At 63.6% G+C, this 22,038-nt stretch carries 17 protein-coding genes; 7 read left to right on the forward strand and 10 right to left on the reverse strand.

Annotated elements, in window-relative coordinates; genetic code table 11:
• Window positions 1-47: 47 nt before the first annotated feature.
• Window positions 48-359, reverse strand: coding sequence for a transposase (locus ABDW57_RS23045; RefSeq protein ID WP_343732486.1), 312 nt, complete (start codon window positions 357-359; stop codon window positions 48-50).
• A gap of 234 nt (window positions 360-593) precedes the next feature.
• Here ABDW57_RS23045 and ABDW57_RS23050 point away from each other — a divergent pair, with 234 nt between their 5' ends.
• Window positions 594-1,349 carry a Crp/Fnr family transcriptional regulator gene (locus ABDW57_RS23050; RefSeq protein WP_343732487.1) on the forward strand — a complete coding sequence of 252 codons (756 nt, stop codon included), beginning with the start codon at window positions 594-596 and terminating at the stop codon, window positions 1,347-1,349.
• Between the two features lie 4 nt (window positions 1,350-1,353).
• On the opposite strand, the gene ABDW57_RS23055 is transcribed toward ABDW57_RS23050, so the two are convergent.
• Window positions 1,354-1,581, reverse strand: a complete 228-nt coding sequence (locus ABDW57_RS23055; protein ID WP_343732488.1) for a hypothetical protein — start codon at window positions 1,579-1,581, stop codon at window positions 1,354-1,356.
• Between the two features lie 168 nt (window positions 1,582-1,749).
• On the opposite strand from ABDW57_RS23055, the gene ABDW57_RS23060 reads away from it, so the two are divergent.
• Window positions 1,750-3,195, forward strand: a complete 1,446-nt coding sequence (locus tag ABDW57_RS23060) for a SulP family inorganic anion transporter (RefSeq protein ID WP_343732489.1) — start codon at window positions 1,750-1,752, stop codon at window positions 3,193-3,195.
• A gap of 281 nt (window positions 3,196-3,476) precedes the next feature.
• Here the strand turns inward: ABDW57_RS23060 and ABDW57_RS23065 are convergent, their stop codons facing one another.
• From ABDW57_RS23065 to ABDW57_RS23095, 7 genes are all read right to left on the reverse strand, one after another.
• Window positions 3,477-5,813, reverse strand: a complete 2,337-nt coding sequence (locus ABDW57_RS23065) for a hypothetical protein (protein WP_343732490.1) — start codon at window positions 5,811-5,813, stop codon at window positions 3,477-3,479.
• Window positions 5,810-6,502 carry a hypothetical protein gene (locus ABDW57_RS23070; protein WP_343732491.1) on the reverse strand — a complete coding sequence of 231 codons (693 nt, stop codon included), beginning with the start codon at window positions 6,500-6,502 and terminating at the stop codon, window positions 5,810-5,812. Before ABDW57_RS23070 ends, ABDW57_RS23065 begins: the two co-directional genes overlap by 4 nt.
• A 47-nt stretch (window positions 6,503-6,549) precedes the next feature.
• Window positions 6,550-7,989, reverse strand: coding sequence for a catalase (locus tag ABDW57_RS23075; RefSeq protein ID WP_343732492.1), 1,440 nt, complete (start codon window positions 7,987-7,989; stop codon window positions 6,550-6,552).
• A 74-nt stretch (window positions 7,990-8,063) separates the two neighbouring features.
• Entirely contained in the window at window positions 8,064-9,392 is a 1,329-nt protein-coding gene (locus tag ABDW57_RS23080) for a chloride channel protein (RefSeq protein ID WP_343732493.1), read from the reverse strand.
• 73 nt (window positions 9,393-9,465) lie between these two features.
• Window positions 9,466-9,993, reverse strand: a complete 528-nt coding sequence (locus ABDW57_RS23085) for an OmpA family protein (RefSeq protein ID WP_343732494.1) — start codon at window positions 9,991-9,993, stop codon at window positions 9,466-9,468.
• A gap of 120 nt (window positions 9,994-10,113) precedes the next feature.
• Window positions 10,114-12,291 carry an ATP-dependent helicase gene (locus tag ABDW57_RS23090; protein WP_343732495.1) on the reverse strand — a complete coding sequence of 726 codons (2,178 nt, stop codon included), beginning with the start codon at window positions 12,289-12,291 and terminating at the stop codon, window positions 10,114-10,116.
• A gap of 3 nt (window positions 12,292-12,294) precedes the next feature.
• Window positions 12,295-13,419 (reverse strand): LacI family DNA-binding transcriptional regulator, encoded by a 1,125-nt coding sequence (locus ABDW57_RS23095; protein ID WP_343732496.1) that lies wholly within the window; start codon window positions 13,417-13,419, stop codon window positions 12,295-12,297.
• A 190-nt stretch (window positions 13,420-13,609) separates the two neighbouring features.
• Here ABDW57_RS23095 and ABDW57_RS23100 point away from each other — a divergent pair, with 190 nt between their 5' ends.
• The 3 genes from ABDW57_RS23100 (at window position 13,610) to ABDW57_RS23110 (ending at window position 16,994) form a co-directional block, all read left to right on the forward strand.
• Window positions 13,610-14,860: an Hsp70 family protein gene (locus ABDW57_RS23100; protein ID WP_343732497.1), complete on the forward strand. Its 1,251-nt coding sequence runs from the start codon at window positions 13,610-13,612 to the stop codon at window positions 14,858-14,860.
• 8 nt (window positions 14,861-14,868) lie between these two features.
• A complete protein-coding gene (locus ABDW57_RS23105) occupies window positions 14,869-15,489 on the forward strand; it encodes a 3'-5' exonuclease (RefSeq protein WP_343732498.1) in 621 nt (206 codons plus the stop codon).
• Window positions 15,490-15,593: 104 nt separating this feature from the next.
• A complete protein-coding gene (locus ABDW57_RS23110) occupies window positions 15,594-16,994 on the forward strand; it encodes a tetratricopeptide repeat protein (protein WP_343732499.1) in 1,401 nt (466 codons plus the stop codon).
• Here the strand turns inward: ABDW57_RS23110 and ABDW57_RS23115 are convergent, their stop codons facing one another.
• Entirely contained in the window at window positions 16,995-18,749 is a 1,755-nt protein-coding gene (locus tag ABDW57_RS23115; RefSeq protein WP_343732582.1) for a GGDEF domain-containing protein, read from the reverse strand.
• Window positions 18,750-18,929: 180 nt separating this feature from the next.
• On the opposite strand from ABDW57_RS23115, the gene ABDW57_RS23120 reads away from it, so the two are divergent.
• Both ABDW57_RS23120 and ABDW57_RS23125 read left to right on the forward strand, forming a co-directional pair.
• On the forward strand, window positions 18,930-19,562 hold the full coding sequence (locus ABDW57_RS23120) for a methylamine utilization protein (protein ID WP_343732500.1): 633 nt from the start codon (window positions 18,930-18,932) through the stop codon (window positions 19,560-19,562).
• Between the two features lie 22 nt (window positions 19,563-19,584).
• Window positions 19,585-22,002 (forward strand): EAL domain-containing protein, encoded by a 2,418-nt coding sequence (locus ABDW57_RS23125; RefSeq protein ID WP_343732501.1) that lies wholly within the window; start codon window positions 19,585-19,587, stop codon window positions 22,000-22,002.
• Window positions 22,003-22,038: the final 36 nt, after the last annotated feature.

Consider the following 22,038-nt stretch of genomic DNA (forward strand, 5'->3'; position numbering starts at 1 on the left):
CTACTGGTTACGTTAAGGTCTTCGCAAACCCAACATTACCTCAAGAATCACAATGGCCGCCTCTTCAGACCGCCTTCCTTCGCCGTTTCAGGCAAATTCTTCATACACCACGTCGTGGGACACAATCGGCGCATGCCCTTGGACAGCTTGCCTTCCGTCGTCTCAAGCAATAAATGGTAGTGATTATTCATCTGGCAGAAAGCGTGGATGGAAAAGTGAAAGCGCGCGCAGACTTCACCGAGAGTCTGTAGCCACATAGCCCTATCGGTATCGTCGTAAAAAATCAGCGCTTTGTGATCACCGCGGCTGGTGACATGGTAAAGCGCGCCAGGAAATTCAAGTCTGAGAGGTCGTGTCATGCGCACAGGGTAGGCCGCATTGCCGACCGCGACTTGCGCTACATCAGAAAAGCGTACTTCACAGACGAGACCGTGTAGAAATGGCGGACCTGACCCCGGAGTTTGCGTAGGACTAAGATGACATTTTGCAATGTTCGTAGCCTACATAGGACTACAAAGTGCTCCTATACCGGCGGTTTAGGCCGCTGGGTATAGTGTCTCCATCAACTGGACACACACTATCAGGGGCTCAACATGAATGCGATCCACACTTCCTCCGCCGCGCCACAGCAATCCATCAGCCTGATCGGCGCGCAACAGAATGATTTGCTGCGCGCACTGTCGCGCGATGATTTGCTGGCCCTGTTCAACGATCTGGAATTGGTGACGTTGCCGGAAGGGAAGCATCTGTTTGATTTCGGTGAGGCCATCGATTACACCTACTTCCCCACCAATGCCATTGTTTCCCTCCAGTATGTGATGGAGGACGGCGCCACCACCGAGATCGCCGTGGTCGGCCGCGAAGGCGTGGTCGGCGTGGCCCTGCATCCAACCGAACGCGCCAGCTATGCTGCCGTGGTGCAGACCGCCGGCTATGGTTATCGCCTGAAAACCTCGGTCCTGCGCGAAGTGTTCTATACCGGCGGTCCGCTGGCCCAGCAACTGATGCGCTACACCAGCATGATGTTTGCCCAACTGGCCCAGAGCGTGGCCGGCAGCCGTCATACCAGCATCGAGCAAAAGCTGTGCCGCTGGCTGCTGGAACGTCTGGACCGCTCGCTGAGCAATGAATTGAAAGTCACCCAGGAAATGATCGCCAATATGCTGGGCGTGCGCCGCGAAAGCATCACCGGCGCCGCCGGCAAGCTGGCCCAGGAAGGCCTGATCTCCTACCGCCGCGGCTGCGTGACCGTGCTGGACCGCGATGGCATGGAACGCCGCGCCGGCAATTGCTACCAGGGCCGCGCCGCAGCAGCGGCCAGCCCGGCGCAACAACGTTACGCAGCGTGAGGGTTTAGTGCAGGACGCGGGAAGGCCGGTCGATCAGGAAGCCGTCAAACTCCCGCCGCGCCGGCAGGCGCGACGCCAGGTCCTGGTCCAGCTTGCGCTGCACCAGCTTGTGCCAGGCGCTGGCCCAGCGGGCCGCCAGCAGGGATTCTTCGGCCGAACGCGCGTAAAGCGTGCGTTCCACGGCAATTTTCTGTCTTTGCAGGGCGTAGCTGGCGGAGAGCAAGGTAGTCATGGCGTAGTTTGACTGGCTGGTTGATCGATGAGGCAGTGCCATTGTGCCCGCCTCACCCCCGTCCTGAATGTGCGCCAGTTCACCCATAACGATGAGAATTCGAACTCAGCCGTGTAAAATAGATGAGCTGTTGCATTTTTGCATCGATTCTTGTCGGATTTTTCCTGAATGTGGTCTTCCCAATTTTCTAAAAACGCATTGGCGGGCTTGACCACGTCGTTTGCACTGGTTCCCGAATGCATCGCTTTTGCGCTGGTGGCGCACCTGAATCCGCTCACCGGTTTGTATGGTGCTTTCTTTATTTGCACTATTACCGCCATTTTTGGCGGCCGCCCCGGCATGATTTCCGGCGCGGCCGGTTCCATGGCGGTGGTGATCGTGGCGCTGGTGGCCCAACATGGCCTGCAGTATTTCCTCGCGACTGTGGTCTTGAGCGGCTTGCTCATGCTGCTGTTTGGCGTGCTCCGGCTCGGCAAGCTGGTCAGCATGGTGCCGCATCCCGTGATGCTGGGCTTCGTCAACGGTCTGGCGATTGTGATCGCCTGGTCGCAACTGCAGCATTTCAAAGTCGACGGCGCCTGGATGCATGGCGTTTCACTGGCCTGGATGTGCGGGCTGGTGGCGCTGACTATGGTGATCGTTTATCTGTTGCCGCGCCTGACCAAGGCCTTGCCGCCGGCGCTGGTGGCGATTCTTGGCGTCGGCGTGCTGTCGCACGTATTGAATCTGCCGGTGCGCACGCTGGGCGACATGGCCGGCATCGCCGGCGGCTTGCCGCAATTCGCCTTGCCGTCGGTGCCGATGAACATGGAGACGCTGCACATCGTGTTGCCCTACGCGGCGCTGATGGCGGTGGTGGGCCTGCTGGAAACACTGCTGACCTTTAATCTCACCGATGAAATCACCGAAACGCGCGGCTTGCCGAACCGCGAATGCGTGGCGTTGGGCGTGGCCAATGTGACCTCTGGCTTGTTCGGCGGCATGGGCGGCTGTGCCATGATCGGCCAGACCATGATCAATCTGAGTTCCGGCGGCCGCACCCGCATCTCGGGCGCGGTCAGCGGGATTATGATTTTACTGTTTATCCTGTTTTTGTCGCCGCTGATCGAACGCATTCCACTGGCGGCGCTGGTGGGCGTGATGTTCGTGGTGGCGCAGCAGACTTTTGCCTGGAGCTCGCTGCAAGTGCTGGGTAAAGTGCCGCGCCATGACGCCTTGCTGATTATCGTCGTCACCGCGATTACGGTTGCCACCGACCTGGCAATTGCCGTGCTGTGCGGGATCGTGATTGCGGCCCTGGGCTTCGCCTGGCGCCACGCACGCGAGATTCGTGCCGATGCGGCCATGGCCAACGACGTCAAAACCTATACGCTGCACGGCACGCTGTTCTTCGCCTCGGTGGCCCGCTTCAACGATCTGTTCGACCCACAGGGTGATCCCGAGCAGACCGTGCTGGATTGCCGCCACCTGCGCCTGGCCGATCATTCTGCCGTGGTGGCGGTCGCCACGCTGAGCGAGCGCTACGCCCGTGCTGGCAAGACGCTGCAGGTCCAGCACCTCTCCAAACGTTGCGCCACGCTGCTGCAACGCTCAGGCGTGATGGCTACGGTGTGAAGCCGTGATCCAGTGTCTGGACGACCGTGTATGATGAGGATTCGCAGCCTGTTCTTTAGCGTGCGCATTTCTTTTTTCTTCATGCCGTCGAGCTCCTCGACCAGATTCTCGACGTCCAGCTCGGAGAATCGCTTTTGCGACAGTAGGCGTACCTGCGTGTCTATCCACAGGACCCAATCTTCGTCGTGGCATGAAGTGGTGCGGGGCTGGGCCAGTGTCTGCATGAAGCGCCTCCAAAAGCCTCAGCTTATTCCGGCGCCGTGCCCCGCGTTTGAGCTGGATCAATAGTAATAGGGGGTCTTGCGCGACCATTCTGTGTTGCCGTAGCGCTTGCCGAGCAGGACGTAAGCCCGTTTTGACAGCGTCTTGGCATCAGCGTCGAGGCACCCGCCGCGTGTGGATTGCACCACGACATACAGCAGCCACGGCAGATCCGGATCTTTCGGCACGTTGGTCGCGCGGCTGAGGACATGGTCGCCAACAAAACCGGTAGCGGTCTTCAGGCTGCCCAGTTGTTCCAGTTCCTTGTCACGCACAGCGGCGTTGCCCGTGTCAGGCGCGGGCGGCGCCATTTCGATGGCGGTTTCCTCATTGATGGTGACGCCCGCTTTGGCCGGCAGCTTGCACCACATGCTGGCGGTGACGTCATCTGGCGGCAGTTGCGTGAATTCGCCGCGCGTCGCGTTGTACCAGTTCAGTGTCGGCGTCAGTTGCCACTTCAAGGCGGCAAGCAGCATGGTGTGACGCCGTTCCAGATCGCTGGCCTGCGTCTGATATTTGCGCACGTCCGCAGCCAGCGCCGGCGCGGCTTGTTCGATGCGCCTGGCGGCGGCAATGGCGTCGGACTGCTTGCCCAGTAGATCGAAGCGCATCCACGCCGCGATCGCGATCCGGCCGCGCAGCGACAGCGGAAGGCGCGGGTCGGCGCTCAGCGCGTACAGATCAGCCGTGGCCAGTCCGCTGTTAAGCCAGCGCTGGCCGTCAGACGCCAGTTCCAGGTCGGCCGGCGTGGCATCCGCCTTCTCGCCGGTGTCGCCATCGCGGCTTTCTAGCGGGGCGCGCAGCAAATACGGCACGGCTTCAGCGGGTGACGTCGCCATCGCCAAACGCTCCTGCCGGAACAGATTACGTGCGCTGGCCGACGATGCGGCGCCCAGTTGCGCCAGCATGGCGTCTTCCAGCGCACGTGCTTTGTCCGCCTGCTTGCTGACGCGATAGTGACGCGCCAGCGCATAACGCACGGTCAGGTATTCCGGTGCTTCGGCCATGACCTGCAGGCAGGCTTTCTCCAGGTCTGCCGGCATTGCGTCGCCGCGCATCGCGGCAGCCATCAGCCACACGCGGGCTTGCGCCTTGTTGCCGTCCTTGACGTGGCGGCGCCATTGCTCCAGGGCGTGATCGCGTTCCTGTTCGCAGCTGGCCTCCGGCTTATCGCCGTGGCACTGCTGAATGCTTTGTATCCAGTCGATGAAACCCACCGATTTGCGCAGCGCTGCCACTGGCATCAGCTGGTCGGCCAACAGACGCCAGTCACCCAACTGGTCGTCGGCGTAGGGATCGATGCGCGGATTGTCCAGCGCTTTGCTCAATTCAGCGAAGCGTACCTTCGGCGTCAGCGTGGCACGCATGGCGCGGCCGATGGCGCGCGCGTCTTCGTGCAGGTCCTTCAGCGCCGGATCGGCAACGATGTCATCGATACCGGCCTGAATCGCGTCGACTTTCTGCTGCTGCGCCGCCTGGCGCGCGGCGGCGGCTTCCGGGCCTTCGGCGGCGATGGCCTGCTGCTGCTTCCAGCGCTCTTCCTGCGATACCGACGGTGAAATGTAAGTGGCCGCGCGCGCCTGCGACCGCAAGGCCAGGTACTTGCCCCAGTGGCGCAACGGATGCTTGTCGGTGGCGCCGATGTGGGCAAACAGCTTGCCGCTGCGGGTGTAGTCCTCGGCATAGAAAGCGGCTGACGCCAGCTGATACTCCTGCATCTGCCGCCAGTAAAGCGCCTCCGTCGGCGGCAGCGCCGTCGGCTGAGCGGCAACCACTTTCGGCTGACCATAGCCCGGACGGCGCGCCTCAGGATTGTCGCCGCATACCAGGAACACCTGCCGTTGCGTGGCCACCCACGCCTGAAGGCGCGCCGGTGTGGCATCGCTGCGCCTGGCCAGATCATTCAGCGTTTGCGCGGCAAAGAAGTAGCTGCTGTCCGGGCAGCTGCGATAGGTGTTGGCGACATTGTCGTTCTCGCGTGCGGGCAGCACCTCGCGTTTCAAGGCTGCGCTGACCGCGTCGCGCCAGGCCGCATACACATCGTCCGGCGCGTTCTGGCGCCAGTCGCCATAGCCGCCCGGACGGCCTTCCACCGAGACGGTCAAACCATGTTGCATGCCCGGCGATGTCTTCACCTCGCGCGCGCCCAGCATCACGCCGCGCCAGGCAGCATACAGATAGGCGCGGGCATAGGTCGGCAGCACTACGCCCAGCTCTCCGCCCTGATAGCGCTCCAGCGGGATGTCCGGCGCATAGCGGCTGACGTAGCGGTCGTAGGGGAGGTCGCCGCTGGCGCCGGCGTTGGCGGCGGCCAGCAGCGCGGCAGCGAATACGCCTGTTTTATAACTGCGAATCATGGAGTACTCCCAATGTCTGTGCCACGCTTCCAGGCGTAGCGGTCGAACCAATATGTCTTGTGATAGCGTGCTGTCACTTGCGGTGCAAACGCTTCCTGCGGCGAGAATCCGGCGACGTCGCGACAGCTGGCGTGCAGTGTGGCGGGCGAATGTACGATGATGTCGCGCAGGCGCGCGCTGTCTTTCCCCATGCGGAAGAACATGGGAACCACTTCATCGGCGCCCAGGTCGTCCAGCCATGCCGGCGATCGGCACCACCAGGCCAGTGCGGTGACGCTCAGCTTCATTTGCGGCGACAGCTCGCTGCGTAGCTGCCGCACCAATGAACGGTAGAACAGGCGTTGCGACGGCTTCGCTTCCATGTCCAGTTGGACCCAGCCGGAAGTGCTGACATCCGCGGCTTCGTGCATCGCCCGCACGATCATGGCGCGGCGGCTTTCGATATCGATGGGAGGCTTGACGGTGCTGACTTCCACATGCACCACCGGCGTGATGCGCGACGCGGGCGGCCAGCCGGCGCGGGGCCGGGTGAGGGCGGTGTCGCCGCTCAGGAGGATATGACGTTGCAGCACTGCCGCTTCGCGCTGCGACCACGCGGGAAGCGCCGCGCCATCCCACAGCCATGCGATTTGCTGCGCACTGGCGGCAGCTGGGAGGAATAGCGCGACAAGCAGGGATTTAAAGGGCATCGTCAATGAGGCGGCGACAAAGTCAGGGCCGCCTCATTGTACCGCTTTTACTTGCCTTCCAGCGCAGCGATGGCAGCGGCGACGCCGGCACCGTAGGCCGGGTCGGCCTGGGTGCAGTTGTAGATGTGACGCTCCTGCACCGCCTTGGACACACCGTGAATCGCGCGCGCCGTGTTTTCAAACAGCAGTTGCTTCTTCTCGGCCGTCAGCAGGCGGAACAGATTGCCTGGCTGCGAGTAGTAGTCGGTGTCGACGCGGTGGTTCCAGTGATCGGCCGCGCCTTCCAGCGACAGCGGCGGTTCCTTGAACTGCGGGCTTTCGACCCATTCGCCGCGGCTGTTCGGCTCATACGGCGTGCCGCCGCCTTCGTTCGGCAGGATGCGCATGGCGCCGTCGCGGTGGTAGTTGTGGAACGGGCACTTCGGCGCGTTCACCGGGATCTGGTGATGGTTCACGCCCAGGCGATAGCGTGCCGCATCGCCATACGAGAACAGGCGCGATTGCAGCATCTTGTCCGGCGAGAAGCCGACCCCCGGCACCACGTTGGCCGGCGAAAAGGCCGACTGCTCCACTTCCGCGTGGTAGTTTTCCGGATTGCGGTTCAGCTCCAGGATGCCGACGTCGATCAGCGGGTAATCCTTGTGCGGCCATACCTTGGTCAGGTCGAACGGGTGATACGGCACTTTGGAGGCATCGGCTTCCGGCATGATCTGCACCGCCAGTTTCCAGCGCGGGAATTCCTTGCGCTCGATGGCGTCGAACAGATCGCGCTGCGAGCTTTCACGGTCAACGCCGATCAGGGCCGCCGCTTCGGCATCGCTCAGGTTCTCGATTCCCTGCTGCGACACGAAGTGGAACTTGACCCAGAAGCGCTCATTGGCGGCGTTGATGAAGCTGAAGGTGTGGCTGCCGAAGCCGTGCATGTGGCGGTAGCCTTTCGGGATGCCGCGGTCGCTCATGACGATGGTGACCTGGTGCAGCGCTTCCGGCAGCAGGGTCCAGAAGTCCCAGTTGTTTTCGGCGTTGCGCAGATTGGTCTTCGGATCGCGCTTGACCACGTGGTTCAGGTCCGGGAATTTGAGCGGATCGCGGAAGAAGAACACCGGCGTGTTATTGCCGACGATGTCCCAGTTGCCTTGCTCGGTGTAGAACTTGACGGCGAAGCCGCGAATATCGCGCTCGGCATCGGCCGCGCCGCGCTCGCCGGCCACGGTGGAGAAGCGCATAAACACGTCAGTCTTCTTGCCGACCTCCGAGAACAGCGCCGCGCGCGTGTACTTGCTGATGTCGTGGGTAACGGTGAAGGTGCCGTAGGCGCCGGAGCCCTTGGCGTGCATGCGGCGCTCCGGAATCACTTCGCGCGCAAAGTGCGCCAGCTTTTCCAGGTGCCATACGTCCTGAAGGAGTACCGGGCCGCGCGGGCCGGCGGTCTGGGTGTTCTGGTTGTCGACGACGGGAGCGCCGGCGGCAGTAGTGAGATTTTTCATGAAACTTCCTTCGCCTGAATGGGATGAACGGAAACTTCGAGCATAACGACTACAGCTTGTTTTCGCCGCTCTCTTTAGGGAGAGGACGTCTGTGGCAGTCGCAGTAACTGCGCCTGCGCCAGATTCGCGTACAACGGGGGACTGAGCACATGGGACACGGTGCGCGCCACCATCGCGCACGCCATCAGGCTCAGCACCATGGCATGGCCGTCGACCATTTCCATCACGATGATAAAGGAAGTGAGCGGCGCTTGGGTGGCCGCCGCCAGGAAGCCCACCATGCCCAGCGCGATCAGCGCACTGGCATGCGGATACTGCAGCAGCAGGGCGATGTCGTTGCCCAGCGCCGCGCCAATGGCCAGCGAGGGCGCGAAGATCCCGGCCGGCACGCCGGACCACGCGGTCAGCCAGGTGGCGATAAATTTGAGGAAGAAGAAAATGCCCGGCGCGTGTTCGCCGCCGGCCAGCATGTCGCGCGTATGGTCGGAGCTGCTGCCAAACACGGCGCCGCCCGAGTAGATGCCAATTGCCGCGACACCCAGGCCGCAGGCGGCCGCGAACAGCACCGGCCTGCGCGCCCGCAGCCGGCTGAAGCTGTCGCGCGCCGGACCGCTCAGCGAGGCGATCAGCAGGCGTGAAAACAGGCCGCCGGCCAGACCGCTGGCCAGCGCCACCAGCAGGCCGGGCACGATCAGGGATGTATCGATGCCGGTCGCATGGATCAAGCCAAAATAGGTGGCGTTGCCGTTGATGGAGACGGCCATCAGGCCGGCCAGCACGATCGCTGCCATCAGCAGGCCGCTGCTGCGCTGCTCCGGCGTGCGCGATAATTCTTCGATGGCGAACATGACGCCGCCCAGCGGCGTGTTGAAGGCGGCGGCAATGCCGGCCGCGCCGCCAGCCACCAACAGGCCATGGGCGCTGACGCCGCTGCGTTCCGGCAGCCAGCGGCGCGCGCTCAGCATGACGCCGGCCGCCACCTGCACCGACGGCCCTTCACGCCCCAGCGACAAGCCGGCCAGCAGCCCCCAGGTGGTGAGCAATACTTTGACGATACTGAGTTTGAGCGAAACGAACAGGCCCTGTTTGTCCGGTGCCGTCACCGGCTCCAGCGCGGCCATCACTTGCGGGATGCCGGAGCCGCCCGCGCCGGCGGCATGGCGCCGCGTCAGCCAGACGATGGCGGCGGTGCACAGCGGCGTCCAGATCAGCGGCGACCAGCGCCAGCTCTGGTACAGGCCGAAAAATTGGGCAAACGCGAATTCCGAGACCGCGGTGAAACCCACCACGGCCAGACCGGCAAGCGCGGCAAAAGCCACCACCACGCAGCGCGCGCGCCACAGCCGCCAGTCACTGAACTCGCGGCGGAAGGCGTGGCGGATGTCGTGGGGATTACTCTTCATGGTCGGGTCCGGAAATGAAAAACGCCCGGCTTTGGGGCCGGGCGTTTGATCTTACATCACTTTATCAAGCGAATTACTTGCTTGGGTAGACGATGTCGTCGCGACGGTCGTGCGCGCGGGCGGCGTCGTCGGTGCCGGTGACTTTCTCTTTACCGTACGACACGGCTTCCATCTGACCTTCTTTCACGCCTTGTACTTTCAGGGCGGTGATCAGGGCTTGCGCGCGCTTCTGGCCCAGGGCCAGGTTGTATTCGGCGCCGCCGCGGTCGTCGGTGTTGCCTTCGACTTTGATCGCTACGTTCGGGTTGGCAGCCAGGAACTTGGCGTGATCAGCAACCAGGGCGTCGAATTCCGGCTTGACGGTGTACTTGTCGAAGTCGAAGTATACGCTACGGTTTTTGTAGATCGAGCTGTTCGGGTCCAGGTAGGCTGGCAGTGGGGCAGCCACCGGGGCTGGCACTGGCGCGGCGACTGGTGCTGGCGCAGGGGCTGGCGCTGGTGCCGGGGCCGGTGCTGGCGCAGGGGCTGGTGCTGGGGTCGAGCAAGCGCTCAGCAGAGCGATGGTGCAGGCTGCCAGCAGAAGATTGGTTTTAGCTTTCATCGTAATACTCCCGAATTGGTTTTGTTTGTGGGACAAGGGACACACAAGGGTGTGAGGCTGTACCTCCAGCCGCGACCGGTATTATATAAGGGTTTCCCTTGGAAATATTGGTTTCATGCATTATTTTTTCAGCCAAGGGCCAAATGGCTGTAAATCGACATCGCTTTCGACATACCAGGCGCGGCGGGCAATGTCGAATTTGGCCCCGAGTGCCTTGACTGCATCCTTTTCATGGAAGCCCGCCGTCAGGTAGTGGCGCGATGGTGCCACAGTTGGCGGCGCAGCGGCGGCCCGTTCGTTACGCTCCAGTGCGGCCTCGGCCGCTGCTGAAGATTTAGGCAGCCGCAACTGCGCGATGAAGCTGCTGCGCTGGGCCGGTTCGGTCGGCGACAGCAGGGTCAGACGGGCGCGGGCGCGGGTGGCGGCGACGTAGAACAGATTTTCCTCCTCGCGCCGCGGCTGCTGCGGATGGGGGAATTCGCCGTCTTGCAGAAATGGCAAGATCACATGGTCGAATTCCTTGCCCTTGGCATTGCCGGCGCATTCGATCAGCACCGACTTGCGGTCGCGCTTGCGGCGGATGAAGGCTTCACGCGCGTTGACCGCGCTCCAGAACGCGCGCAGGCTCTGACCGGAAGCGGCGGCCGCCTCCAGCAGGCTGTGGATGGACTTATTGATGACGCCGGCATCATAGGCGCGCACAAAGATGCGGCGCGCGGTGGCCGCCAGTTGCACCCGCTCGCACAGCTCGCTCAGCACGGCGGCGGCCGGCGCGTCCTTGTCAACCTCGGCCAGCCACGCCAGCGCCGCGATCACGGCGCGCTTGGTGCCCTCGCTGGCGACGTCGCGGTAGCCGGGTTCGACGCCGTTGCGGCGCTCATCCTCGATCAGGAACAGTTCGCCCAGCAGGTCCGGGCTTTTCAGGATCTGCTGCTTGAAGTTGTCCATGCTATAGGCCGAAAACTTCATTTCGCTGAAAGCCACCAGCGCATCGACGATGGCGGTGCGCACCTGCTCGGACTTGACGGCGCCAAAGTCCTTGAGCGCAATCGCCAGCAGGCCGCGCAGGAACAGGATCTCATCGCGCTGCAGATAGCCGGCCATGGGGGGCGTGCGGTAGTCGATGTCGGCCTCGATCAGCGCATTTTCGATGACCATCGACTGGTGACGGTCGCGCAGCAGGATGGCGCAGCCGTCCAGGCTGTAGCCGTCGGTCTTCCACTGGCGCACCGCCGCCACCACACGCTGCGCACATTCGGCGGCGCTGCCATAGTGGGCTTGCTGGATTTCAGTGCGCAGCGGCAGTTGCGATTCCACCGGCTTTTGCTTGAACTCGGCCATGGCGCAGGCCAGGTGCGGGCCGTGGCGATAGGTTTGCGTCAGCGGATAGCGCTGCAGCTTGGGGTAGCGCTCGGCAAAGCGGCGGTTCAGGTATTCGTCGCTGGCGCCGAGCCTGGCGTAGATCACCTGATCCTTGTCGCCGGCGCCGACGAAATAGCTGTGCGGCCGGTCAATCAGCGCGTCCAGGATGCGGAAGGCGGCTTCGTTCAGGTCGTGCAGCTCGTCGCATAGCACCAGCCGGTAATCCGGGAACTGCTCGGCCAGGCGGGCGCCGCCATGCAGATTGCAGGCCAGGTCATAGGTGGCGTCAAACGGGCCGCGGAATACCGCGCCGGCGCCGCTGTCCAGACGCAGCTTTTCATATTCCAGTGCGGTCAGGTAGTCGGTCAGCGGCACCCCGAGCACTTCTGCGGCTTCCTCCGGCGCCATGAATTCGACGTCGGCATCCAGCGCCATGGTGGCTTTCAGGCCCAGTTGCACATCGAGGAACTGGCTCAGCGCCAGGCTGTGGGTGTGCAGCTCCAGGCCGTCGACGCGGCCGGCGTAGCGCTCGGCGGTGCGGTCCATGGCTTGCAGCGCGTAGTTTTTCAGCGCGCGCACCTCGCCGCACTGGCGCACGCCGTCGCTGTCGACCAGATCCATCATCCAGGCGGAAAAATCTTCAAAACTGAGTACCGCGATGCGTTCCACCATGGCTGGCGCCACGCCCACTTCCAGCAGGCGCCGGCGCAGTACTTCGCGCGCTTCCGGGGTAAAGGTCAGCGCCAGGATCTGTTCCGGCGCCAGGTTGCGCGCCAGCGCCTCGCCGATGCGCAGCGCCAGCGTGGTGGTCTTGGCGGCGCCGGCGTTGGCGTCGATCAGCACGACCTTGTTCTGCGCCAGCTGGATGGCGGTCTGTTCAGCGGTCGGGATCAGGCCTTGCGGAGTAAAGCGGGGAGAATTATTCGACTGGTTCATCCGCTACATTATAGCCACCGGCAGCGCCAAGCCGGTAGCGGCGCGGGCCGGCGCGGCGGCGGCGGGCGTCAGGCGCGCGGTGGCGCCCTCGATGAACTGGGCGCTGAACACGCGCTTTTCAATTTCAGTGTCGTGCTGGGCGATGCGCGCGCACAGCAGATCGGCCGCGGCGGCCGCCATCCTGGGCATCGGCTGGCGCAGCGTGGTCAGGTTGTAGCTGATCCAGTTGGACGGTTCCACGGCGTCAAAGCCGGCCACCGATAACTGGCCCGGCACGTCGATGCCCAGCTCGTGGCGGGCACAATCGAGGCAGCCGATGGCCATCACGTCGCCGCCGCAAATGATGGCGTCCGGCACGCCGCCCAATTGGGCGATGATGGTTTTCAGGCCCTGCGCGCCACTGCGGTAATCGTACTGGCCGGGCACGATGACGGGCGCCGGCAGGCCCAGTTCGGCAATGCGCTCGCAGGCGCCACGGCGGCGCTCGTAGGCCACGCTCAAGTCTTCGTCGCCGGCGATGATGCCGAACTGGCGGTGGCCGGCGGCGGCCAGGCGCGTGACCAGCAGGCGGCCGGCTTCCAGGTTGTCGCAGGTCACCGTGTTGACGCAGCGGTCGCGCAGCATGCGGTTGAACAGCACCAGCGGCATGCGGCGGCGGTCGAATTCGGCAATATGGGCGTCGGTCAGGCGGGCAGCGGCCAGCACGCCGTCCACCTGGTATTGCCAGACATCGGCCAGCACGCGGTCGACGTCGGACTCGCGCTGCAGGGTGAACATCAGCAAGCGCTTGCCGCGCATGGTGAATTGCCGGCTGACCTCGGCCAGCAGCTCCGGATAGTACAGATTGGCCTGATTGGTGATGATCAGCGCGATCATGTTCGAGCGGCGCGTGATCAGGCTGCGCGCGGCGGCATTGGGAATGTAATCAAGCAGGGCGGCGGCCTGCATCACCCGCGCGTAGGTACTCTTGGAAACGCTGGCGCCCGGCTTGAAGCAGCGCGACACCGCCGATTGCGAGACGCCCGCCACCAGCGCCACGTCATACGAGGTGACACGGCGGTTTTCACTGGCGATCACGGCTTTCAGCTCGGTCGCGCAGTGCTCTACTGTCAGCTTGGATTTGCTCATCGTCTCGGGGCACAGGGCTAGGATTGTATTTTTATCAGGTAATCTAGAATAATTAAAAAATTACCCGCTGGCAATAAATATCGCATTTCTGGAAAGAAATATCTTCTCCCATGTGGCTATGCTGCAATTTTCCCTGCGATGGCGCTTTTTCTGATAGCATATCGCCCCTTAATTTACAGGAAGGGGCAAGATGGCCATAGCTTGCGGCGTCGATTTCGGCACGTCCAATTCCACCGTCGGCTGGGTGCGTCCCGGCCACCCGGTGATGCTGGGACTGGAGGATGGCAAGACCACCTTGCCCTCGGTTGTCTTCTTTAACGCGGATGACGACCAGGTCACCTATGGCCGCGCCGCGCTGGGTGAATATCTGGCCGGCTACGAAGGCCGCCTGATGCGCTCCATGAAAAGCCTGCTTGGCACCAGCCTGATCGACGGCCAGACCGAGGTCGGCGGGCGCGCGCTGCCGTTCCGCATGCTGCTGTCCCAGTTCATTGGCGAACTGAAGCGCCGCGCCGAGCGTGCGGCCGGCCGCGAATTCAGCTCGGCGGTGTTTGGCCGCCCGGTCCACTTCATCGACGACAACCAGGAAAACGACCGGCTGGCGCAAGACACGCTGGCCGAAGTGGCGCGCTCGGTGGGCTTCAGGGACATCGCCTTCCAGTTCGAGCCGATTGCCGCGGCCTTTGACTACGAGTCGCAGATCGACCGCGAGGAACTGGTGCTGATTGCCGACATCGGCGGCGGCACCTCGGACTTTTCGCTGGTGCGCCTGTCGCCCGGGCGCGCCAAAAAAACCGAGCGCCGCGACGATATCCTGGCCAACGGCGGCGTCCACATCGGCGGCACCGACTTCGATAAATACCTGAGCCTGTCGTCCATCATGCCGCTGCTGGGCTATGGCAGCCGCCTGCGCAACAACAGCGAAGTGCCGTCCAGCTATTACTTCAACCTGGCCACCTGGCACACCATCAACCAGGTCTACACCAAGAAAATGTGGACCCAGCTGTCCGACCTGCTGCGCGATTCGGACGAGCAGGAAAAGCTGGGCCGCCTGCAGCGCCTGATCGACGAGCGCGCCGGCCACTGGCTGGCCATGAAGGCGGAGGAAGGCAAGATCGCCCTGTCCGCCGAAGCGCAGGTGCAGCTCGATCTGGACCGCCTGGCGCCGCCCGTGACGCTGTCGCTGCGCCGTGAACAGTTTGACGGCGCCATCGACCATCTGGTCGGCTCGGTGGAAGCCACGGTCAAGCAGCTGCTGGCGGACGCCGGTGTCAAGCCGGAACAGGTGGACACGGTATTTTTCACCGGCGGCTCCAGCGGCGTCCTCAAGCTGCGCGAGCGCATCGGCGCGCTGGTGCCGTCCGCCCGCAAGGTGGAAGGCGATTTATTTGGCAGCATCGGCGCCGGCCTGGCGCTGGATGCGGTGCGTAAATTCGGCTGAGGACAGGCATGCTCGACCAACCGATCGTCATGCTGGACTTTGAAACCACCGGGCTGTCGCCGGCCATGGGCGACCGCATCACCGAAGTGGCGGCGCTGCGCATTGTCGGCGGTGAAGTGGTGGCGCGCTACGTTTCGCTGGTCAATTGCGGCGTGCGCATCCCGGCCTTCATCACCGGCCTGACCGGCATCACCCAGGCCATGGTGGACGGCGCGCCGCCAGTGGAGGAGGTGGTGCCGCAGTTGCTGGACTTTATCGGCAGCGATGCGCTGTCAGCCCACAACGCCAGCTTCGACGAGAAGTTCCTGCGCGCCGAGGCGACCCAGCTTGACCTGGCGCCGCGCCACGCCTCGCTGGTGTGTTCGCTCAAGCTGTCGCGCCGCGTGTTCCCGCAGCTGGGCAGCTACAAGCTGGGCCAGCTGTCCAGTGCGCTGGGCATCCCGTTTCGCAGCGCCGCCCACCGCGCCGAGGCCGATGCCGAAGTGGCGGCACAAGTGCTGATCCACATCGGCCGCCACCTGCGCGCCAGCTATGGCATTGCCCAGGTCGATACCGACCTGCTGGTGGCCGTCAACAAGCTGGCGGCCGCCAAGGTGCCGCAGTTTCTGCAGAAGCGCGCGGGACAATAATCGATCGTTCTTGATCGCGGCGCGATTGAGCGCGCGCAAACCCCGCTGAAAAGTGCGTTTTACACTTTGGTCAACATTGTTACAAATTTGATCAGAGGTGCGCCATGAAAAAAACGTGCACGGCCCAACAGGGGTATGACAGCTACCGCTGGTTTCTCGATGCCGCCGAGCGCGGCAACGCTTACGCGCAGTTCAATCTCGGCCGCATGTACAAGGCCGGCGATGGTGTCGCGCGCGACGAAGCCAAGGCCTGTTACTGGATGAGCAAGGCGGCCCGGCAAGGCCTGGCCTATGCCCAGAATCAGCTAGGCGCCATGTATTACTACGGCCGCGGCGTCGAGCCGGACGATGATCTGGCGGTGCACTGGTTCCGCAGCGCGGCCCGTCAGGGCGAAGCCTCGGCCCAGCAAAACCTTGGGCAGATGTACCGCAAGGGACGCGGGCTGGTGCGCAGCGATGAAATGGCCTACAGCTGGTTTTGCCGCGCTGCCGATCAGGGATTGGCCAGCGCGCAAACCCTGCTGGGCGAATGCTACGCGGACGGCCGCGGCGTGCCGCGCAATTATCCGATGGCGCTGGCGTGGTATCGCAAGGCCGCGCTGCAAAACGACCCGCATGCGCAGCTGCGCCTAGGACTGATGTACAAGCACGGCTTTGGCGTCGGGCGCAACGAGGTGCAGGCGATGGCGTGGTTCCGTCAGGCTGCCATGCAGGATATTCCGGCGGCCCAGCGTCTGGTCGGCGTGGCCTATGCCGAAGGGCTGGGGGTGCCGTGCGATCCGCCGCGCGCCGTGTCATGGCTGCTGCGCGCGGCCGAACAGGATGACGTCGATGCCCAGTTCAATCTGGCGGTGCTGCTGTCGCATGGCAAAGGCGTGGAGCATGACCACGATCTGGCGCTGACCTGGTATCAGCGCGCGGCGCAGGCCGGTCATGCGCTGGCGCAGTACAACCTTGGCGGCATGTACGCGCGCGGCTGCGGCGTCGAACGGGACGACCGTCGCGCGCTGGAATGGTACCGGCTGGCTGCCGAGCAGGGCACAGCCAGCGCGCAATTCAATGTGGCGGTGATGTACGCCAACGGCTGCGGCGTCAGCCGCGACGATACGCTGGCGGCCGCCTGGTATCGCAGCGCCGCCGAGCAGGGCGATGCCAGCGCCCAGAACAATCTCGGCGTGATGTACGCCAACGGCATCGGCGTCGAGCAGGACGACCTGCAGGCGGTGGACTGGTACGCCAAGGCCGCCGAGCAGGGCCATGCGCTGGCCCAGTTCAATCTGGGCGGCATGTACAGCAGCGGCCGCGGCGTGCCGCGCGATCCCTTGCAGTCCTTCATGTGGCTGACCCTGTCGGCGCAGGGTGGCGATATCGCCGCGCTCAGCAACAGCCGCCGCATGACGCTGGTGATGACGCCGCAGGCGGTCAAGACGGCGCAGGAACTGGCGCGCCGCTGGCGCCGCCGCCACCCGCAGGCGGCGGCGCGGCTGGGCCGGCCGGTGGCGTGATCAGCCGTTCAGGGCCTGGCGGCGGTCGAGGAACAGGCTGTTGCCGTGTACCTTCTTGGCCTGTTTCTTCGATTCCGCGGCGGCGGTGGCGATCTGGTGGTGGGTGTAATACTGGTGCGGCTCCACCCGGATCGCGCCGATGGACAAACTCATCAAGGAATAAAACACCTTCTTGCCCTGGCGGTCCTCGCTGATGTAGCCGCCGCGCTCGCGGTCCTCGGTGCTGTAGAAGTCCAGCACGTTGCGGCCGAATTCGTCCAGCACGGTCTGGCAGCGCTGCTCCCAATCCTCGCTCTGGAACAACACCATAAAGTCGTCGCCGCCGATGTGGCCGACAAAATCGCGGTCGGGATCGCAATAACTGCTGAGCAGATTGCCGGTCAGCTGGATCACGTCGTCGCCGCGGCGGTAGCCATACACGTCGTTGAACGGCTTGAAGTGGTCCAGGTCGAAATAGCACACCCAGAAGCGGGTGCCGCTCTCCAGCAGGCGGTCGATATGCTCGGTGATCGGCACATTGCCCGGCAACTGGGTCAGCGGATTGGCGTAACGGGCGGCGTGGATCTGCATCTGGGTGATTTCGCGCATCAGGTCGTGGCCGGTGCCCATGCCCAGGTAACGGCCCTGGTCGGTGATGATGAAGCCGTTGAACAGGTGGTGGGCGTCGGCCTGGGCCATGCGGAAGCTCAGTTCCTGCAGGCTGGTGGATTTGTCGGCAATCAGCGGATTGTGGTCCATGAACTGGCGGCAGGACTTCTTGCCGTACAGCTCGCGCTCGTAGGGGCGGGCGAAATGCTCGATCATGACAAAGCGGCTGATCAGGCCCAGCGGCACGCCATCGTCCACCACGGGAATAATCAGCAGGTCCGGCGCGCGCTGGAAAATCCCGTACACCTCGTTGTTGTTCATGCTGGTCGATACCGCTTGCACTTCATGCAGCAGCTTGCAGATGGTGGCCTGCTTGTCGATGGCGCGCTGCGGATACACCGCCACGCCATTGCGCGACAGCGCCTTGACCACCTCCGCCGGCGCCGCCCGGGCCGGGGTCGGGTGCGGGCGGCCCAGGTGATACCCTTGGCCGTAAGCCACGCCGACGTCGCGCAGCACCAGCAGTTCGGCCTGGGTTTCGATGCCTTCCGCAATCACGCGGGTGTTGGATTTTTCCGCGATTTCCTGGATCGAGCGCACAAATTGCAGCTTGACCGGGTCGTGGTTGATGCCCTGGATGAAGTGCATGTCGATCTTGACATATTCCGGCCGCAACTCGGACCACAAACGCAGGCTGGAAAAGCCTTCGCCCAGGTCATCGATGGCGATCTGGAAGCCCATTTTGCGGTAATGCAGCACCGCATCGCGCATCAGGTCGTAGTCGTAGGTGGGCTGGTTTTCGGTCAGCTCGATGATCACGCGTTCCGGGTTGATGCCGATCTGGTGGATCACTTCCAGCGTTTCGCCGTGGCGGGCGTCGCGCTGCAGCAGGCATTCCGGGCTGACGTTGAGGAACAGCTTGCCGGGCAGACCGAGCTCGGCAAAGCGTTCCAGCACCACCTTGCGGCACAGGTGCTCGACCTCGACCGTCAGGCCGTTGGCGCGCGCCGCCTTGAACAAATTCAGCGGCGAATGCAGCGGGCTATCGGAGGGGCCGCGTATCAAGCCCTCATAGGCGATGATTTCGCCGCTCTGCATGTGTACAATCGGCTGAAACAGCGCACTGAGCTGGCGCCGCGCCAGAATATCGTAGAGATGGGCGCGCAACACGGCCTCCTCATCAGCTTCCCGGGGTTTCAGATAAGTGACTGTGGCGCCGGCGGCCGGCTTGAGTGCGGTATTCACGATTGGTCGTTTGCCAAATATCGGTTTAACTGTACGATCTTAGTGGACATTTATGACGACATGATGAATTATGGAAATTGTTTTGTTCTAGACAGGAAACTTATGCATCGTACAACCCGCCGTGCCGTCTTTTGCGTCAGCCTGCTGGGCGGCGCCAGCGCCAGCGCTTCCGGCATCGCCGTGCAGGTGCAGGACGCCAACGGCAAGGTACTGCCGGATACGGTGGTGTATGTGGAAGCGGAGGGCGCGGCCGCGGGCGGCAAGCCGGCCAGCGTGCAGATCGAGCAGAAAGGTCTGAAATTCATGCCGCTGGTCACGGTGGTGCAGGTCGGCGCCACCATCAATTTCCCGAATAACGACAAAGTCCGGCACCATATTTATTCGTTCTCCCCGGCCCACAAGTTCGATCAGAAGCTATACTCCGGCCAGGCCGCCGCGCCCCAGGTGTTCGACAAGGCCGGGACGGTTGTCCTGGGCTGCAATATCCATGACAAGATGATCGCCTACGTCAAAGTGGTCGATACCCCGTATTTCGCCAAGACCGATGGCGCCGGCGCGGCCCGCATCGAGCTGCCGGCCGGGAAGTACGTGGTCAAGGCGTGGCACTACAACACGGTGGGCGGCGCCACGCCGGAACAGACGCTGACGGTGAAAGCGGGGGCGGAACCGACCACCGCCATCTTCAAGTTGCCGATGAAGCCAGTGGTGGTGGACGATGCCGGAACCAGTCTTTAAGAGGAGCAGCCTGGGCAAGCGAATGCGCTTTCGCAGCCTGGAAAGCCGCATCGTCACGCTGTTCCTGGTGCTGATCGTGGCGGTGCAGGTGATCGGCCTGTTCGTCATCCAGCAGGGCATCGACAGCAACGCGCGCGCGGCCATCAGTTCCGAACTGAATAACGGCACCAAGGTATTCCGCCGGCTGCTGGAGCAGAACGCGCAAAGCCTGCGCTTCGGCGCGCGCCTGCTGGCGCGCGATACCGCCTTTGTGGCGGCCATCGGCAACAACGAAGAGGGCGACCGCGCCACCATCGAATCGGCGCTGGCCAACAGCGGCCGCCGTATCAAGGCCTCGCTCACCATGCTGATCGGCGACGACCGCAAGATCAGCGCCACCACCAACCCCAAGCAATCGGCCGGCCTGGAAAACATGGCGCTGTCCATGCTGGACGCCGCCGAAGCGGCTGACGGCGCGACCGGCCTTGCCATCGTCGACCACCGGCCGTTCCAGATCGTCGCCATGCCGATCAAGGCGCCGATCACCATCGGCTGGATCGTCATGACCTTCCCGATCGACCGCCAGCTGGCCGGCGAAATGCGCGAGGTCAGCTCCCTGCACACCTCGGTGCTGACGCGCGACGCCCGCGGCAAGTGGCTGCCGGTGGGCTCGACCTTTGTCGGCCCGTCGGCGCAAGTGGTGGTCGATCAACTGCAAGCCTTGCCGGCCGCGCCCACCGGCCCGTTCGACATCACGGTGGAAACCGCCCGCTACAGCGCGCGCCTGATGTCGATCGGTGAAGACAACGGCCAGACCGCCAGCGTGCTGCTGGCCCGTTCGATCGACGAGGCCACCGCCGATTACCGCCGCCTGGAGAGCTGGCTGATCGGCCTGACGCTGGGCGGCATTTTCGCCTCGGCGCTGGCCATTGTGTTCACCGCCAAGCGCATCGCCCAGCCGATCAGCCAACTGGCGGTGACCGCCAAGCGGCTGGAGGAGGGCGATTACAAGGTCGCCATCGACAGCACGCGCGAAGATGAAATCGGCCAGCTGGCGCATGCCTTTGACGCCATGCGCGAGGGGATCTCCAAGCGCGAACAGGAGATTCGCCGCCTGGCGTACTGGGACACGCTGACCAATCTGCCCAACCGCGCGCAATTCGTGCTGCTGCTGAATGACGCTTTGCTGGAAGCGCGCCGCCGCGAGGAAGCGCTGTTCGTGCTGATGATGGACCTGGACCGCTTCAAGCACGTCAACGACGTCATGGGCCACAGCTTTGGCGACGCCTTGCTGCGCCAGGTGGCGGGCCGCCTGCAGCTGCTGCTGGCCAATCGCCGCCAGTCCTCGGCGCAGGTGGCGCGCCTGGGCGGCGACGAATTTGCCGTGCTGCTGCCGGCCGCGAACATCGATGCGGCGCAGCTGATGGCGGCCGAAATCCTGCAGGCGCTGGAAACCCCGCTGTCGCTGGAAGACCAGACGGTGGACATCGGCGCCGGCCTAGGCATCGCCGGCTTCCCCGAGCACGCCGACGATGGCGAGACCTTATTGAGCATGGCCGAAGTGGCAATGTACACCGCCAAGCAGCGCAACGATGGCGCCGTGGTGTACGACGCGGCGATGGACAAGGGCAGCGCCAAGAGCCTGTCGCTGCTCACCGAATTGCGCAGCGCGATCGAGCGCAACGAGTTCCGTCTGCACGTACAGCCCAAGATCTCACTGCAGACCGGGCGCGTGGTCGGCATGGAAGCGCTGGTGCGCTGGGTGCATCCGGAGCGCGGCAATGTCTTCCCGGACGAATTCATTCCGTTTGCCGAGCAGACCGGCTTTATCCGCGTGCTGACGCGCTGGGTGATGGAAAAGTCGGCCGAGTTGTGCCGCGAGCTGGCCAGCAAGGGCCATCATCTGAAAGTATCGGTCAACCTGTCCACGCGCGACCTGCTGGATCAGGACTTGCCGGCCAAGTTTGCCGACCTGCTGGCGCGCCATAAGCTGACGCCCGGTTCGTTCTGCCTGGAGATCACCGAGAGCGCCATCATGGACGATCCGGTGCGCGCCCAGAACACGCTGGAGCGCCTCAGCGCCATGGGGCTCGACCTGTCGATCGACGATTTTGGCACCGGCTATTCCTCGCTGGCCTACCTCAAGCGCCTGCCGGTGAATGAGCTGAAGATCGACAAATCCTTCGTGCTGAATATGGAGAAGGATGAAGGCGACACCAAGATTGTGCGCTCCACCATCGATCTGGGGCACAACATGGGCCTGCGCGTAGTGGCGGAGGGGATCGAGAGCGAAGCCGTATGGCGTCTGCTGGCGGAACTGGGTTGCGATCAGGGGCAGGGCTACTTCATGAGCCGTCCGATCCCGGGCGATCAGCTGATCCCGTGGCTGGAGACCTGGCGCGCGCCGATCGCACTGGATGCAGCGGCGGCAGCGGCGGTGGACGTCAGCTGCGCCAAATAAAAATCGCCTTTGTTTTTCAGCTAACGTGTCATATTT

Source organism: Duganella sp. (assembly GCF_039595735.1).
GTDB lineage: Bacteria > Pseudomonadota > Gammaproteobacteria > Burkholderiales > Burkholderiaceae_D > Rugamonas.

Coding starts and splice junctions, on each gene's coding strand:
- ABDW57_RS23045 (WP_343732486.1), bottom strand. CDS start 359: ATGACACGACCTCTCAGACTTGAATTTCCTGGCGCGCTTTACCATGTC.
- ABDW57_RS23050 (WP_343732487.1), top strand. CDS start 594: ATGAATGCGATCCACACTTCCTCCGCCGCGCCACAGCAATCCATCAGC.
- ABDW57_RS23055 (WP_343732488.1), bottom strand. CDS start 1,581: ATGACTACCTTGCTCTCCGCCAGCTACGCCCTGCAAAGACAGAAAATT.
- ABDW57_RS23060 (WP_343732489.1), top strand. CDS start 1,750: ATGTGGTCTTCCCAATTTTCTAAAAACGCATTGGCGGGCTTGACCACG.
- ABDW57_RS23065 (WP_343732490.1), bottom strand. CDS start 5,813: ATGATTCGCAGTTATAAAACAGGCGTATTCGCTGCCGCGCTGCTGGCC.
- ABDW57_RS23070 (WP_343732491.1), bottom strand. CDS start 6,502: ATGCCCTTTAAATCCCTGCTTGTCGCGCTATTCCTCCCAGCTGCCGCC.
- ABDW57_RS23075 (WP_343732492.1), bottom strand. CDS start 7,989: ATGAAAAATCTCACTACTGCCGCCGGCGCTCCCGTCGTCGACAACCAG.
- ABDW57_RS23080 (WP_343732493.1), bottom strand. CDS start 9,392: ATGAAGAGTAATCCCCACGACATCCGCCACGCCTTCCGCCGCGAGTTC.
- ABDW57_RS23085 (WP_343732494.1), bottom strand. CDS start 9,993: ATGAAAGCTAAAACCAATCTTCTGCTGGCAGCCTGCACCATCGCTCTG.
- ABDW57_RS23090 (WP_343732495.1), bottom strand. CDS start 12,291: ATGAACCAGTCGAATAATTCTCCCCGCTTTACTCCGCAAGGCCTGATC.
- ABDW57_RS23095 (WP_343732496.1), bottom strand. CDS start 13,419: ATGAGCAAATCCAAGCTGACAGTAGAGCACTGCGCGACCGAGCTGAAA.
- ABDW57_RS23100 (WP_343732497.1), top strand. CDS start 13,610: ATGGCCATAGCTTGCGGCGTCGATTTCGGCACGTCCAATTCCACCGTC.
- ABDW57_RS23105 (WP_343732498.1), top strand. CDS start 14,869: ATGCTCGACCAACCGATCGTCATGCTGGACTTTGAAACCACCGGGCTG.
- ABDW57_RS23110 (WP_343732499.1), top strand. CDS start 15,594: ATGAAAAAAACGTGCACGGCCCAACAGGGGTATGACAGCTACCGCTGG.
- ABDW57_RS23120 (WP_343732500.1), top strand. CDS start 18,930: ATGCATCGTACAACCCGCCGTGCCGTCTTTTGCGTCAGCCTGCTGGGC.
- ABDW57_RS23125 (WP_343732501.1), top strand. CDS start 19,585: ATGCGCTTTCGCAGCCTGGAAAGCCGCATCGTCACGCTGTTCCTGGTG.